This window comes from Actinomadura sp. RB99 (genome assembly GCF_014706005.1).
GTDB lineage: Bacteria > Actinomycetota > Actinomycetes > Streptosporangiales > Streptosporangiaceae > Spirillospora.
Genome location: NZ_JABMCA010000035.1, coordinates 39,519 through 54,094, shown reverse-complemented (window position 1 = coordinate 54,094; position 14,576 = coordinate 39,519). Strand labels below are relative to the sequence as shown.

Sequence of the window (14,576 nt, the reverse complement as noted above, 5' to 3'; positions counted from 1 at the left end):
CCCCCGCGCGCTACTGGACGGGCCGGTAGGCGGGGCCCCCGTCGTCCAGGAGCCGTTCGGCCTCGGCGTAGATCTCCTCGGGCGGCAGGCCGAAGTCGATGCTCTTGCGGAACGGCTGCGGGATGTCCCGGTCGATGCGCAGGTAGACCTCGTTGCGGTTGCCCTCAGGGTCGAAGAAGTAGATGCCGAAGGCGTTGCCGTGGGTGACCTCCTGCTGCACCTCGACGCCCTCCTCCCGGAACCTCCGGTGGAAGGCGCGGATGTCGTCGAGGGTCTCGACCCGCCAGGAGATCTGGTGCTGCTGCTTGGCGCCGGGCGGGGCGGTGCGCCCGGTCTGCAGGACGAACTCGTGGTGCTCCACGTCCGGGCGGGCGCTGAAGAACACGATGCCGATCTCGTCGTCGTGGTCGGTGACGGTCAGGCCGAGGACCCGCTCGTAGAAGTCCCGCATCAGCGGGAGGTCGGTGACCCAGAGTCCGGTATGCCCTAGTTCGGCGATGGCCATGGACGACTCCTTGTCCTGTTTTGCAGGAAAATAATCCTGAATATTGAGCACGCTAGCTCATTGACCGCCGATCGCTCCAGCCCTAGCTTGTATCGAAACACAGGATGCTTGCTCTAACAGACAGGACAGGATGTGGGATGCGGTTCGTTGCCTACCGGGATGAGAACGGAGCCGAAGCGCTCGGCCGCCTCGACGGGACACGGGTGCACCGGCTGCTCGGGCTCGACCGGATCGACCGCGCGGCGGGCGATCCCGCCGCGGTGCCGGTGGCTGAGGACGGCGCCGAGCTGGACGGCCTGGCCCTGCTCCCCGTCGCGCGCCCCGGCAAGGTCTTCTGCGTCGGGCTCAACTACCGCGCGCACGTCGACGAGACCGGGCGCGACCTGCCCGAGTACCCGGTGCTGTTCCCCAAGTTCGCCTCCAACCTGATCGGGCACGGCGAGCCGATCCTGCTGCCGCCCGAGTCGTCCCAGGTGGACTACGAGGCGGAGCTGGCCGTGGTGATCGGCAGGGCCGGCCGCCGCATCCCGCGCGGCGAGGCGCTGGAGCACGTGCTCGGCTACACGATCGCCAACGACGTCACCATGCGGGACTTCCAGTACAGGACGCACCAGTGGATGCAGGGCAAGGCCTGGGACGGCTCCACGCCGCTCGGGCCCGTCCTGGTCACCGCCGACGAACTGGACCCCGGAAAGCTCGACCTCTCGCTGCGGCTGAACGGGCAGGAGATGCAGTCGGCCTCCACCGACCGGCTCATCTTCGACGTGCCGACGCTCATCGAGGTGACGTCCCAGTTCACGCGGCTGGAACCCGGGGACGTGATCCTCACCGGCACCCCGGGCGGCGTCGGGTTCCGCCGCGACCCGCAGGTGTTCCTCGCCGACGGCGACGTCGTCGAGGTGACGATCGGCGGCATCGGCACGCTGCGCAACACCGTCCGGGCAGAAGCCTGAGCCGCGATCCCGAGAACCGAGGAGGACCCATGGGCACCGTCCAAGAGAGCTTGGAGGCGTTCCCGTTCGACGCCGCGCCGCGCGTGTTCCGGCGGCGGGAGGAGCAGTTGCTCGGCGATCCGGTCGTCCGGCCGGGAGCGCCGCGGATGGGACGCGACCACCCGCCGATCGAGGTCGTGCACCTCGGCGCCGAGTACGTGGACCTGCCGTTCGCACCGCCGCGCGGCGTCTACGAGAGCGACTTCCTGCGCCTGGAGTGGCAGACGATGAACGGCCGGCAGCCGTTCTACCACCGCAACTGCGATGTGGACGAGATGTCGTTCCAGGTCACCGGCGTGCGGACGCTGATGACCGACATCGGCAGCGTCGACCTGGTCGCGGGCGACTTCTCCCGCATCCCGGTCGGGGTCGTGCACGACAACTACGGGCGCGAGGACATCCACATCCTGTTCTACGTGCCCGCCCCGGTCCACGAGGCGATCCCCGCCGAGCGGACCTCGCGAGTGGCGATCCCGCCGTTCGACGGCTGGGAGCCGAGCGAGATCAACGAGATGATCACCGAGTGCCTCGCCGGGCCCGGCCACGACATCGTGCTCGCGCCGGCGGACGAGCAGGCACTGCTCGAGCACGCCGCGACCGAGACCGACCGGATCCAGGTGCTGCGTCCCGGCGACGCCCCGGGCACGACCTGGGTGTACCGCTCGTCCGACGTCCTGATCGGGCGGACGTGGGCGCCGGCGTCGGACGGGCGCGTGTACCGGCGCATCCGCAATGCCCAGGAGATCCAGTACCAGCTCGACGGGCGGCGGACGCTCGTCACCCAGCGCGGGACCGTCCGGCTGGAGCCGGGCGACTTCGTCAAGATCCCGGCCGGGATCGCCTTCACCTCGATCCACCACGAGCCCAGCACGCACCTCACGGTCGTCTCGGCGCGGGAGGTCCCGCGGGTCGCCGAGGCGACGCGCACGGCGGAGCGGCTGCCCGCGGCCGAGATCGAGGCGCTGCGGTGACCGCGCGGGACCTCGCGATCGCGGCGAACCGGGCGCTGGCGGCGGCCGGTCAGTCGGACATGGTGTGGGGGCACGCGGCGGTCCGCGACCCGGACGGGCGCGGCATCTGGATCAAAGCGCCGGGCTGGGGGTTCGAGGAGATCGACGCCGACCGGATGCAGCTCGTCTCCTGGACCGCCGACGTCCTGGAGGGCGACGGCGAACCGCACAAGGAATGCCACATCCACCTGGAGATCCTCCGGCGGCGGCCGGAACTGCACTGCACGGTGCACAGCCACGCGCACTCCGCCGTCGCGTTCGCGGCGCTGGCCACGCCGCTGCTGCCGATCTCGCACGAGGGGGCGCTGTTCGGCGGGGAGGACGTGCCGCGCTTCGCCCTCACCGGCGGGCTCGTCCGCAGCCCCGAGCTCGGGCGGGCGCTGGCCGAGACGCTCGGTGCCGCGCCCGCCGCGCTGATGCCCAAGCACGGCCTCGTCGCCGCCGGGACGAGCGCCGAGGCGGCCGTCATGCACGCCGTCCTGCTCGACCGGGCCTGCCGGACGCAGCTGGCGGCGATGGCGGCCGGGCCGATCCGCGTGTGGTCCGACGACGCGGAGGCGGCGGCGAAACGCGACGAGTGCTGGCCCGGCGCCCAGCTCGACGCGGGCTTCGCCTACCTCGTCCGCAAGGACGGCCGCCCGTGACCGCCCCCATCCTGATCGCCGGCGCGGGCCCGGTCGGGCTCACCGCCGCGAACCTGCTGGCGGCCCGCGGCGTGCCGGTCGTCCTCGTCGAGCGCAACGCCTCCACCAGCGACGAGGCCAAGGCGATCAGCCTGGACGACGAGTCGCTGCGCACCCTGCAGGCCGCGGGCCTCGACGGCGCCGTCCTGGACATCGTCGTGCCCGGCACCGGCACCCGCTACTACGACCGCAGGAGCCGCCCGCTGTTCCAGGCCCGCGGCCCCGAGCCGTACCGCCTCGGGCACCCCTTCAAGAACCAGTTCGCCCAACCCGAGCTGGAGCGGGTCCTGCTGCAGAACCTCAAGGACCGCGACGGCGTCGACATCCGGTTCGGCACCGAACTCGCCGACGTCGTCGAGACCCGCGACGGCGTCACCGCCGTCCTGGACGCCTCCGGCGCCCGCACCGAGCTGCGGGCGAGCTGGGTGCTGGGCTGCGACGGCGGCCGCAGCACGATCCGGGAGCTGAAGGGCATCGGCATGACCGGGACCAGCCACCAGGAGGTCTGGCTGGTCGCCGACACCGTCGGAGACCATCACGACGAGCGGTACGGCATGCACCTCGGCCGCCCCGACCGGCCGACGGTGATCGTGCCGGGGCGGGACGGCCGCTGCCGGTACGAGTTCCGCCTCCGCCCCGGTGAGGGCCGGGGCGGCACCCGGCCGGACTTCGCGACCATCGCCCGCCTCGTCTCCCCCTACCGGACGATCACCCCCGAGCAGGTCGAGCGCGCCACGAACTACACCTTCAACGCCGTGGTCGCGGACCGGTGGCGCGACGGCCGCTGCTTCCTGCTCGGCGACGCGGCCCACATGATGCCGCCGTTCGCCGGGCAGGGCCTCAACTCGGGCGTCCGCGACGCCGCGAACCTGGCGTGGAAGCTGGCGGAGGTGTGGCACGGCCGCGCGGCCGAGCGGCTCCTCGACACCTACGAGCCCGAGCGGCGCCCGCACGCCGAGGCGACCGTCGCGTTCTCCGAGCGGCTCGGGCGGGTGGTGATGACCGTGGACCCGATGCGGGGGCGCCTGCGGGACACCGCCGTCCGGGCGCTGCTGCTGGCCCCGTGGAGCCGCCGCTACCTGACCGAGATGCGGTTCCGGCCCCGGCCCGTCCACGCAGGCGGGGTCGTGGTGCGGACGGGGCACGGCGACGAGCGGCTGGTCGGGAGCCAGCTCCCCCAGCCGCGCGTGCTCGTCCCGCCGGGCCTGCGCCCGCGGCGGCTCGACGACGTCCTCGGCGACGGGCCGGTGCTGCTCGGCGTCGACGTCGCGCCCGCCGCGTGGGAGCGCGTCGACGCGCATCTCCCGGCGTGGCGGATGCCGCGGCTCGACGTGGTGCTCGGCGACCGGCTGCCGCGCCCGCGCGACGGGCGGCAGGCGATCGCCGACGCCGACGGGCGGCTCCAGTCCGCGCTGGCCGCCGCGCGCGGACGGTTCGTGCTGGTCAAGCCCGACCGCTACATCGCGGCCGTGTTCCCCTCTGCTCGCGCCGCGCTCGTGCGCGACGCGCTGGCCGGCTACTTCGACCTGGAAGGCACCATATGACCCGCCCGCCCGAACCGAGGATCGACCGGTCGCTGACGTTGCACCTGCGCGGCGACTGGGGCGCCGCCAACCTGCACCGGGTCTGCGGCTGGATCTCCCAGGAGCTCACCGACCGCTGCGGCCCGTACACCAAGGTCGCGATCTGGAACAGCCGCGGTTACGCCGACGCCGTCCGCGCGGTGGGGCGGGGCGAGGTGCACGTGGCGCTGACCACGCCCGCCGCGTTCGCCGCCGCCGCCCTCGACGGCCGCGGCCTGTATGCCGGCGAGTCGTTCCCCGAGCTGCGCGCGCTCGGGGTCGTCCCGCAGCGCGACCGTCTGGTCATGGGCGTGCGCAGAACGCTCGGGATCACGTCGTTCGCGGAGCTGCGCGAGGCCGCGCCCGCGCTGACCCTCGCGACGTCCGGACACGACGGGGAGAACCACGTCGGCGTCGGCGCGCACGAGCTGCTGACCCGTTCCGGGGTCGACGTCGCCGGCTGGGGCGGGACGGTCCTGGCCGACGAGCGCCCCTGGGAGACGTTCGCCCACGTGCTGGCGGGACGCGCGGACGCCGTCGTCCACGAGGCCGTCATGCTGCCGCACTGGCAGGAGTTCGGCGCCGACCTGCACTTCCTGGAAGTGGAGCAGGACGTCCTCGACGGCCTGTGGGCCGACTACTCCTGGCCCGCGGCGACCGTCGAGGAAGGCTACTTCCCCGGCTGCCCGCGCTTCCGCACGCTCGACTTCTCCGACTTCCTGGTGCTGACCCGCTCCGACCTGCCCGACGACGTCGCCTACGCGATCGCGTGGGTGCTGGGCGAGACCCGGGAGGTCATCGAGCGCCAGTACCGGCACCTCCCGCCGGAGAAGAGCCCGATCACCTATCCCCTCGACCCGGTGGCGATGGGCCGCACGCCCGTCCCGCTGCATCCCGGCGCCGCCGAGTACTACGACGCCCTGCCGCAAGGAGAGTCATGACCGAATGGATCACCCTTGAGACCGCCGACGGCCCGATGCGCGTGTACGCCGCACGGCCGGACGGGGCCGCCGACCGGGCCGTCGTGGTCCTGCAGGAGGCGTTCGGCGTCAACGACCACATCCAGGACATCGCCCGCCGGTTCGCGGCGCGCGGGTTCCTGGCCCTGGCGCCCGACCTGTTCCACCGCACCGGGGTCGGCACCCTCGGCTACGACCGGCACGCCGAGGCGATGCCGCTGATCGGCGCGATCGGCCCGGACGCGATCGCCGCCGACGTCGGCGCCGTCCTGGACCACCTCGCCGCCGCGGGCTTCGCCGCGGACCGGACCGCGGTCGTCGGGTTCTGCTTCGGCGGCCGCGCCGCCTTCACCGCCGCCACCGCGATCCCGGGGCTCGCCGCGACCGTCGTGTTCTACGGCCCCGGCATCGCGGCGGGCCCGCACGCCGTCCTGGACCGTTCCGGCTCGATCGACGCGCCGATGCTGCTGCACGTCGGCGCCGACGACCCGACCATCCCCGCCGATCAGGTGAAGGCCATCGACGCGGCGCTGCGGGACGCGGGCGCCGACTTCGAACAGCACGTGTACGAGGACGCCGGGCACGCCTTCGCCTGCGACGCGCGCCCCCACATGTACCGGTCCGGCCCGGCCGAGACCGCCTGGGCGCGCACGCACGCGTTCCTCGACCGGCACCTGCCCTCGACCGCCGCGGAGGCCCGGTGAAGACGATGCTCGCCGCGCGCGCCGAGCGCGGCTCCGACGCGCTGCACCTGGTCGAGATCCCCGTCCCGGAGCCGGGGCCGCTGGACGTCCTGGTCGAGGTCGCGTCCGCCGGGCTCGCCCCCGGCATGATGCGGCTGCTCGCCCAGGGCGCCTTCCGGCATCTGCCGACCACCCTCGGGCACGAGGCCGCCGGGACGGTCGCCGCGGTCGGCGACCGGGTCACCGGGATCGCGCCCGGCGCCCGGGTCCGCGTCCACCCCAACCTGACCTGCCGGTCCTGCCGGTACTGCCGCACCGACCGCGAGATGATGTGCGCGCAGCAGGCGATGATCGGGCACGCCGCGTTCAGCGACGTCCCGATGCCGCTGTACGACGAGTACCACGACGGCGGGCTCGCCGGGTACGTCCGCGTCCCGCACTGGCTCGTCGACCCGCTGCCGGACGCGGTGAGCTTCGACGTGGGCGCGAAGGTGCACGACCTGGCCAACGCGGTCCGCGCCCTCAAGCTCGCCGATCTCGCGGCGGGCGCGACCCTGGTCGTCACCGCCGCCACCGGGACGATGGGCACCGCCACCGTCGCCCTCGCCCCGCACTTCGGGGTCGCGCGGCTCGTCCTGGTGGGCCGCAGCACCGAGCGGCTGGAGGCGGTGCGCCGCCTCTCCCCCGGCGTCGCCACCGACATCCTCGCGCTGGACGGGCTGCCCGCCGGCTGGGAGGAGGGCCAGGGCCTCACCCGGGCGCTGCGGGACCTCGTGCCGGGCGGCGCCGACGCCGTCCTGGACTACGTCCCGCAGGGTCCGGTCACCCTGCAGGCCACGGCCGCGCTCACCACCGGCGGGACGCTCGTGCACATGGGCGCCAACCAGGCCCCGGTGACGCTTCCGATGGTCGCGCTGATGCGCAACTGCTGGCGGATCGTCGGGACCCGCGCCTGCACCCGCACCGACGCCGAGCAGGTCCTCGCCCTGCTCGGCAGCGGTGCGCTGGACGCCGGCGGCCTCATCACCCACCGGTACCCGCTCGCCGACGCGGCCCGCGCCGTCGACGCCATGCAGAGCCGGACCGAGCCGATCTGGATGGCCGTGGTCAACCCCTGACGGCTCCGCGCAGAAGGCCGGCCCGGTGCGGAACGCACCGGGCCGGCCTTTTCTGTCTCCAGGTCAGGGGACGACGGGCGCGGCCTCCTGGCCGGCGGCCCGCGTCTCCGGCGCCGGCCCCAGGACGCGGGGCAGCGCCGCGATCACGGCGGCGCCGAGGACCGCCGGGACCATGAAGGCGAAGAACCCCGCCTTCGACGAGGTGAACAGGTCGGTCGCCACCGCGACGTAGGACGGGCCCGCGATCGCTCCGAGCCGTCCGAAGCCGAGGCCGAACCCGAGCCCCGTGCCGCGCGACCGGGCCGGGTAGAACGCCGTCATGCAGGCGATCACCATGTTCTGGCCGCCCAGCGTGCCGAGCCCGGCCAGCGCCGAGACCAGCAGGAGCAGGACATGCGGCTGCGGGGTGCTGAGGACGAACAGCGCCACCGCCGCCAGCACGAATCCGGTGAAGGTGACGGTCTTGAGGTGGCCGCGGTCGGCGATCACGGAACCGCCGAGGCCACCCGCGGTCGCGCCGATGGTGAAGGCGATGGTGAACTCCAGCGACGAGCCGAGATCGTAGCCCGACTTCATCATCACCGCGGGCAGCCAGGCCGTGGTGCTGTAGACCAGCGCCATGCTCATGAAGGAGGCGCACCAGAACAGGACGGTGGCGCGCCGGCCGCCCGGGGTGAACAGCTCAGCCAGGCGATCCAGCCCCCGCCGCCGACCGGCCTGCCCGACCGGACCGGCCTGCTCGACGGCACCGTGCTGCCCGATGGCACCGTGCTGCTCGACCGGACCGTCCGGGACCATCCGCAGGATCGCCGGGACGAGCAGGATCGGCAGAGCGCCGAACAGGAACAGCCACTGGAAGTGCACGCCCGGCAGCAGCAGACGACCGAGCAAGGCCGACGCCGTGCCGCCGATCCCCATGGCGCCGAGCGCGATCGTGAGGTGCAGCGTCCGCCGCCGGGGCGGCGCGGTGTCGGTGACGTAGGCGCTGACCAGCGGGGCGAGCGCGCCGATGCCGACGCCGGTGCAGAACCGCGCGGCGGCGAACAGGCCGAGCGACGGCACGAAGGTCGCCGCCGCCATCGACGCCGAGATCCAGACGACGGCGACGGTCAGCGGGAGGCGGCGGCCGCGGCGGTCGGCGGCCCAGCCCGCGAGGACCGATCCGAACGGCATGCCGAGCGCGGTGACGCTGCCGAGCATCCCGAGGGTGTCGTGGGTGGCGCCCCACGGCCGGTACTGCATCAGGCTCGGCCCGACGGTGCCGATGGCGAACACGTCGTAGCCGTCCACGAAGAGGATGAGGCAGGCGAGGACGAGGACGCCGGCCTGCCGTCCGCCGGCGCGCTCTGGGGTGGGGGACATCGGATCTCCTTACGCAGGGGTGGGTCGCGCGGGGTTCGGAAGTCGCGCGAGGTTCGGAAGGGACGGCGCAGGAGCGACCGAACGGAGCACTCGCGGGGCGCGCGGCCGCGGGCCGGGCGCGTCGGTGCGTTTCGGGGCGCGTCAGTCGAGGTGGCCCACCGCCCGCCGGAGGATCTCCGGCGCGGAGGCGGGGTCGTCACCGGTCCAGGCGACGTGCTGGTCGGGCCGGACGAGCCGGAGGCCCGCGGCCTGCGGGTCGCCGACGATCTCGAGGGGGACGCCGTGGTCGGCGGCCGCCTTGGCGAAGGCCGGGGCGCCGGTGGCGGACGGGCCGGCGATCAGGGTGAATCCGCGTCCGAGGCGGTCGTAGAGGGAGTCGCCGGGGGCGAGCCAGCGGTGCGGGAGCCGCCCGCCCGCGTCCCCGGCCACGATCGGTGAGCCCTGGTAGGTGTAGCCGAGCACCAGGTCGAGGCTGTGGAACTCGCCGTGCTTGGTGCGCTGGACGGCCTCGGCGACCGCGGGCCGGGCGGCGGCGAACTCGGCGTCGGTGCCGGCCAGCCGCGGGTCGGCGAGTTCGGGGGCGAGGGTCGCCATGTTCCGGGCGGCCTCGGCGATCGTCCGCGCGGCGACGGGCCGGCGTTCGTGCTCGTAGCTGCGCAGCAGCGTCTCCGGCGCCCACCCGGACAGGACGGCGGCCAGCTTCCAGCCGAGGTTGACCGCGTCGCCGACGCCGGTGTTGAAGCCGTGCCCGCCCCACGGCGGGTTCAGGTGCGCCGCGTCGCCGGCGAGGAAGATCCTCCGGGTGCCGTACGCCGTGGCCAGCAGCATCTTGGCCTTCCATGGGTCGGTCGCGACGATCTCGGCGTCGATGTCGGCTCCGACCAGCCCGCGGACGAGCGCGAGCGGATCGGCCTCCCCCTCCTCCTGGGTGACGCCCTGCGCGATGCACCACCAGGTGTCGCGCAGGTCGAGCCGGCCGACCAGCCCGGGACGGCTCGGGTGCAGCACCCAGTAGTGCACCGCGGGCCCGTGCGGGACGCGTTCGGCGAGGCCGGGCGCGCGGAAGACGATGTTGAAGTTGGGGCGCTCGTCGGCGGCGCCCTCGTAGGCGACGCCGATGGCCTCCCGGACGGTGCTCCACGCGCCGTCCGCGCCGATCAGGTACGCGGCACGGATCCGGTCGGCGGTGCCGTCGGGCGCGGTCACGGTCGCGGTGACGCCGTCGTCGTCCTCGTGGACGGTGCGGACGGTGCGGCCGGTGACGAGCCGGGCGTGCCGCGAGCGGGCGACCGCCTCGCGCAGCACCTGCTCGACCGCCGGCTGCGGGATCTGCTGCCCGGGTTCGGCGACCAGGTCGTCCCCGGCGAGGTCGAGGCCGAAGCAGCCGTGGAAGCGGGTGATCTCGCGGCCGAGCAGCCCGGTGGTGAAGACGGCCTGGTCGGACCAGGCCACCGGCAGGGCCGCTCGTTCGCGCACGGCGCCGGCGAGGCCCAAGCGGCGGAACAGCTCCATCGTGCGGGCCGAGGTCGTCTTGGCGCGCGGCCGCAGCCACGACACCTCCTCGCGGGGTTCGACCACCAGCGACGGGACGCCGTGGTGGGCGAGCTCCAGAGCGGCCGCCAGGCCCACCGGGCCGCCGCCGGCGATGAGCACCGGAACCCGGTGCGCGGACGCGCCGGTCACGCGGTCACCGCCCCGCGCCATGGGCGCCCGTCATGAGCTCGGCGAGGTCGTCGGGGTGCAGGAAGGACGGGGGCGGCGGCGGGCCCCAGTTGAACAGCCCCTTGGCGCCTTCGAGGGTCTCGGGCGTCCAGAGCTGGTCGTCGAGGATGCAGTCGAGGTCGGAGTAGTACTCGGAGAAGTTGCCGGCCGGGTCCTTGAGGTACCAGAAGAAGTTGGACCCCGCGTGGTGGCGGCCGAGGCCCCACACGTGGCGTTCGGGGTGGCCCTCCAGCATCGCCGACGCGCCCCGTCCGACCTCGTCGATGTCGTCGACCTGCCAGGAGGTGTGGTGCAGGAAGCAGACGGGGGCGGCCAGCACCAGCAGGTTGTGGTGGTCGGTGGAGCAGCGGAGGAAGACGCCGGCGTCCTTGATGATGTCGCTGGTGCGGAAGCCGATGCCGTCGCGGAAGAACGCGGTGGTCGCGGCGAAGTCGGTGGTGGCCAGCACCGCGTGGCCGAGCTTGCGCGGCCGGACCGGGTCCGCGCGCAGGACGCCCGGCGCGCGGGTGCCGGTCCGCTCGAACCGTCCGGGCCCGTTGTAGGGGGTCGGCGGGACGGGCTCCTGCCGCAGCCGGGGCGCCACCTCCACCACGGTCCGCACGCCCGTGACGGGCTCCACCGCGGTGAGGGTCGTGGCGGACCGGTCGCAGGACGCGCCGAGCCGGTCCAGGCGGGCGGCCGCCGCGCCCAGGTCGTCGGGCGAGTCGGCGCCGACGCGCATCTCGACGAGCCTGCGGACCGGGCTCGGCACGATGCGCAGCTGGCGCCCGCCGTCACGGGTCCCGAACCAGCCTCCGGTGTCGGGCCGCAACCCGAATTCGGTGTAGTAGTCCGCGGTCTCCGCGACGTTGGGCACTCCGATGGCGACCGAGATCAGGCGGTGCAGGGGCATGGCGTCTCCTCTGCTGGATGGGGTGGGAGCCTGAGGCGGTCAGGCGGAGGCGAACCGCTGGCGCAGCTCGCCGATGCCCTCGACGCGGCTGACGAGCTCGTCGCCCGGGGCGAGCCAGCGCTGCGGGCTGCGGCCGAGCCCGACGCCCGCTGGGGTGCCGGTGAAGACCAGGTCGCCGGGCAGCAGCGGCAGCACCGCCGACAGCCGCGCGACCAGCAGCGGAACCGAGAAGATCAGCTCGCGGGTGCGGCCCTTCTGCACCTCCTCGCCGTTGATCGCCGCGGTCAGCTCGAGGTCGTCGGGGTCGTCGAACTCGTCGGGCGTGACGACCCACGGGCCGGTCGGGGCGAAGCCGGGGAACGACTTGCCCAGGCTGAACTGCGGGGCGGGCCCGGCCAGCTGCGTCACCCGCTCGGAGATGTCCTGGCCGACCGTGAGCCCGGCCACGTGGTCCCAGGCGTCGTCCTCGGCGACGTCGCGCGCGGGCCGGCCGATCACGGCGACCAGCTCGACCTCCCAGTCGGTGTGGCCGCCCGGCGGCAGCGTCACCTCGGTGACCGGACCGGTGATGCTGGTGGCGAACTTCGTGAACACCGGCGGCAGCCCTTCGGGCACGTCGAAGCCGGACTCGGCGGCGTGCTCGCGGTAGTTCAGCCCGATCGCGAAGACCTGCCGCGGCGCCGGCACCGGCGCCCCCAGCTCGGCCGGGTCGAAGGTGGCGCCGCCGGGCGGCTCGGCCGACGCGGCCCAGTCGCGGAAGGCGTCCCAGTCGCCGTAGACGGCCTGCGGGTCGGCCGCGAACCGGCCGCCGCTCGCCCGTTCGACGTCCACGGCCCGGCCGTCGCGCACCATGACCAGCCGCCCGCCGAGGTTCCCGATCCGCATCCGCACTCCTAATTCAGCATGATGATTAGGGCGATAATGCATCCAGGTCCCATCGGGCGTCAAGAGATCGGCCTGCTAATGTGCATGACGAATTCAGCAGAGGAGGAACGGGTGCCCGTACACGCCGACGGGGCGGCCGGCACCGGCCGCGCAGAGCAGGCCGCCGACCGCATCGCCGAACTCGTCCGCGCGGCCGAACCGGGCGCCCGGCTCGGCACCAAGGGCGACCTGCGCGCCCTGTGCGGCGTCTCGGTCAGCACCTTCAACGAGGCGCTCCGCCTGCTGCAGGCCCGCGGCCTGGTCGCGGTCCGGCCCGGTCCCGGCGGCGGCCTGTTCGCCGCCGAGCAGTCCCCGATGGTGCGGCTCGGCAACTCGATGCTGGCCCTCGACGCCGAGCGGACCTCCGTCGCCGAGGCCATCCGGATCCGCGACGCCCTCGACCCGCTGCTGATCGAGGACGCGCTCTGGCACGCGTCCCGCGCCGACATCGGCGAGATGCGCGAGATCTGCGCCGACATGGGGCGGGCCGCCGACGCCGAGGACGCCACCGCGTTCGTCCACGCGAACTGGCGGCTGCACGCCCGCATCGCCGCGGTCAGCCCGCACGTCCTGCTGCGCTCGCTGTACGCGAGCCTGCTGGACCTCATCGAGGCCCACACCCGGTCCGTCCGGCCCGACGGCGAACGCCCCCTCACCCCTTACCTGAGGGAACGCCACGCGCTGCACACCGCCCTGGTCGACGCCATCGCCGCCCACGACCACGGGACCGCCATGCGGATCATCCACGACCACAAGACCGCCGGTTCGCACTGACCTCCTTGGACGAGCCCGCCCAGGCTACACCGTCCCGCCATACACCACCAGCATCCTGTATTTCAGGACAGCTCGTGGCCGTCGTCGGCGTGCGGAGCGATCCAGGCGCGCAGGGCGAGGTGGAACTCCAAGCGCTGGGCCGGGTCGTGCAGGTCGTCGCCGAACAGGGCCTCGAGCTGGCGCAGGCGGTAGCGGACGGTCTGGGCGTGCACGTTCATCCGGGCCGCGACCTCGGTCGCGCTGAAGTCGTTCTCGATACAGGCCAGGAACGTCTCGGCCAGCTTCTCCCGAGCCTGGACGCGCGGGGAGCGCAGGAGCGGGCGGAGCTTCCGGTCGACGAGCAGGGACGCCAGTTCCGGCGACCGGTCGAGCATCGCGACGGGGATGTGGTCGGCGGCCGTGATCGGCGACGGCGCCTCGATGACGCCGTCACGCGCCAGCGCCAGCACCCGGCGCGCCAGCAGCAGCGACCGGGCGCCGCGGCCCACCGGGACGGACGGGCCGACCGCCGCGACCCAGCCGGCCAGCGCGGCGTCCAGCGCGCGGCGGCGCCCCGGGCCGTCCGGGTCCGGGACGACCAGGCACGGGTCGTCCAGATGAAGGCCGACGAGAACGTCCGCCGGCAGGACGAGGCGGGGCGCCGGGCCGCCCGGAGGCGCGGACAGCGCGACGGCCGCCACCGTGCGCGGCACCGGCCAGTCGCAGTCGGCGGCGAGGAGCCGGATCTGCGCGAGCCCCGCGTCGCGTTCGACCAGCTCCTCCAGCAGGGCGCGCCGCCGCGACCGGAACCGCCCGGTCCGCTGGGCGCCGGCCTCGGCGTGCCCTTCGGCGGCCGCGGCGGCGAGCCGGCCGAGGTACCCGAGCGCCGCCTGCGTCACGTGGACGACGGTCGCCGGTGTCACGGGGGCGCCGAGCGACTCCGCCTCCTCGGTGAGCCGCTGGATCGCGACGCCGGCACCGATCCTCAACGCGGCCTGGAACGTCTCCAGGCTCCGGCCCTCGCGGGCCTCGCCGGCTCCGAGCCGGCGGAAGTGGCCGGTGAGGGCGGCGGACGGCGGGCCGGGGTCGCCGAGCAGGCCGACGAAATGGCGGACGGCCCATTCGACCGAGAAGGCCAGCACCCGGGCGTACCTGCCGTCATGGGCGCGCACGTAGCCGGGCAGCTCCCGTTCGATCCTCCGGACGGCCGCCCGGGCCGTGTCCGGGACGCGCTTGCGCAGCTCCCTGATCAGCTCGTCCCCGTCCCCAAGGGGCCTTCCGGAGGCCAGGACCAGGGGTGCCTCGGCAGCGGGGAGCGGTGCCGGTGACGTCAAGCGGTCTCCTCTCCCGGGAACGGGCCGGTGGTCGGCGCGGCCACCGGGCGCCTCCGCCGGCGGAGACCGGCGAGGCG

The 14,576-nt window shown here is 74.2% G+C and carries 14 protein-coding genes; 8 read left to right on the top strand and 6 right to left on the bottom strand.

Annotation, left to right across the window (positions count from 1 at the left end):
- Nucleotides 1–10 precede the first annotated feature (10 nt).
- Nucleotides 11–505 (bottom strand): VOC family protein, encoded by a 495-nt coding sequence (locus tag amrb99_RS27820; protein ID WP_190861431.1) that lies wholly within the window; start codon nt 503–505, stop codon nt 11–13.
- Between the two features lie 137 nt (nt 506–642).
- Here amrb99_RS27820 and amrb99_RS27815 point away from each other — a divergent pair, with 137 nt between their 5' ends.
- The 7 genes from amrb99_RS27815 to amrb99_RS27785 are packed head-to-tail and all read left to right on the top strand — an operon-like array spanning nt 643 to nt 7,512.
- Nucleotides 643–1,458: a fumarylacetoacetate hydrolase family protein gene (locus tag amrb99_RS27815; protein WP_190861429.1), complete on the top strand. Its 816-nt coding sequence runs from the start codon at nt 643–645 to the stop codon at nt 1,456–1,458.
- A 29-nt stretch (nt 1,459–1,487) separates the two neighbouring features.
- Nucleotides 1,488–2,468 (top strand): hypothetical protein, encoded by a 981-nt coding sequence (locus amrb99_RS27810; protein ID WP_190861427.1) that lies wholly within the window; start codon nt 1,488–1,490, stop codon nt 2,466–2,468.
- Complete coding sequence (locus amrb99_RS27805) at nt 2,465–3,151, top strand: class II aldolase/adducin family protein (protein ID WP_190861425.1); 687 nt, start codon at nt 2,465–2,467, stop codon at nt 3,149–3,151. The genes amrb99_RS27810 and amrb99_RS27805 overlap by 4 nt, the downstream gene beginning before the upstream one ends.
- Nucleotides 3,148–4,734: a bifunctional 3-(3-hydroxy-phenyl)propionate/3-hydroxycinnamic acid hydroxylase gene (locus amrb99_RS27800; RefSeq protein ID WP_190861423.1), complete on the top strand. Its 1,587-nt coding sequence runs from the start codon at nt 3,148–3,150 to the stop codon at nt 4,732–4,734. The genes amrb99_RS27805 and amrb99_RS27800 overlap by 4 nt, the downstream gene beginning before the upstream one ends.
- A complete protein-coding gene (locus amrb99_RS27795; RefSeq protein ID WP_190861421.1) occupies nt 4,731–5,693 on the top strand; it encodes a TAXI family TRAP transporter solute-binding subunit in 963 nt (320 codons plus the stop codon). Before amrb99_RS27800 ends, amrb99_RS27795 begins: the two co-directional genes overlap by 4 nt.
- Nucleotides 5,690–6,415, top strand: a complete 726-nt coding sequence (locus amrb99_RS27790) for a dienelactone hydrolase family protein (protein WP_190861419.1) — start codon at nt 5,690–5,692, stop codon at nt 6,413–6,415. The genes amrb99_RS27795 and amrb99_RS27790 overlap by 4 nt, the downstream gene beginning before the upstream one ends.
- Before the next feature lie 5 nt (nt 6,416–6,420).
- A complete protein-coding gene (locus amrb99_RS27785; RefSeq protein ID WP_194737238.1) occupies nt 6,421–7,512 on the top strand; it encodes an alcohol dehydrogenase catalytic domain-containing protein in 1,092 nt (363 codons plus the stop codon).
- A gap of 63 nt (nt 7,513–7,575) precedes the next feature.
- Here the strand turns inward: amrb99_RS27785 and amrb99_RS27780 are convergent, their stop codons facing one another.
- The 4 genes from amrb99_RS27780 to amrb99_RS27765 all read right to left on the bottom strand — a co-directional run bounded on the left by amrb99_RS27780 (nt 7,576) and on the right by amrb99_RS27765 (nt 12,373).
- Nucleotides 7,576–8,874, bottom strand: coding sequence for an MFS transporter (locus amrb99_RS27780; protein WP_190861415.1), 1,299 nt, complete (start codon nt 8,872–8,874; stop codon nt 7,576–7,578).
- Between the two features lie 141 nt (nt 8,875–9,015).
- Nucleotides 9,016–10,557, bottom strand: coding sequence for an FAD-dependent monooxygenase (locus tag amrb99_RS27775; RefSeq protein WP_347256888.1), 1,542 nt, complete (start codon nt 10,555–10,557; stop codon nt 9,016–9,018).
- Between the two features lie 4 nt (nt 10,558–10,561).
- Entirely contained in the window at nt 10,562–11,488 is a 927-nt protein-coding gene (locus tag amrb99_RS27770) for a VOC family protein (RefSeq protein WP_190861411.1), read from the bottom strand.
- 39 nt (nt 11,489–11,527) lie between these two features.
- Nucleotides 11,528–12,373, bottom strand: a complete 846-nt coding sequence (locus amrb99_RS27765) for a fumarylacetoacetate hydrolase family protein (protein ID WP_190861409.1) — start codon at nt 12,371–12,373, stop codon at nt 11,528–11,530.
- Nucleotides 12,374–12,484: 111 nt separating this feature from the next.
- Here amrb99_RS27765 and amrb99_RS27760 point away from each other — a divergent pair, with 111 nt between their 5' ends.
- Nucleotides 12,485–13,186 carry an FCD domain-containing protein gene (locus amrb99_RS27760; protein ID WP_347256887.1) on the top strand — a complete coding sequence of 234 codons (702 nt, stop codon included), beginning with the start codon at nt 12,485–12,487 and terminating at the stop codon, nt 13,184–13,186.
- A 62-nt stretch (nt 13,187–13,248) separates the two neighbouring features.
- On the opposite strand, the gene amrb99_RS27755 is transcribed toward amrb99_RS27760, so the two are convergent.
- Nucleotides 13,249–14,499, bottom strand: a complete 1,251-nt coding sequence (locus tag amrb99_RS27755; protein ID WP_190861405.1) for a helix-turn-helix domain-containing protein — start codon at nt 14,497–14,499, stop codon at nt 13,249–13,251.
- Nucleotides 14,500–14,576 lie beyond the last annotated feature (77 nt).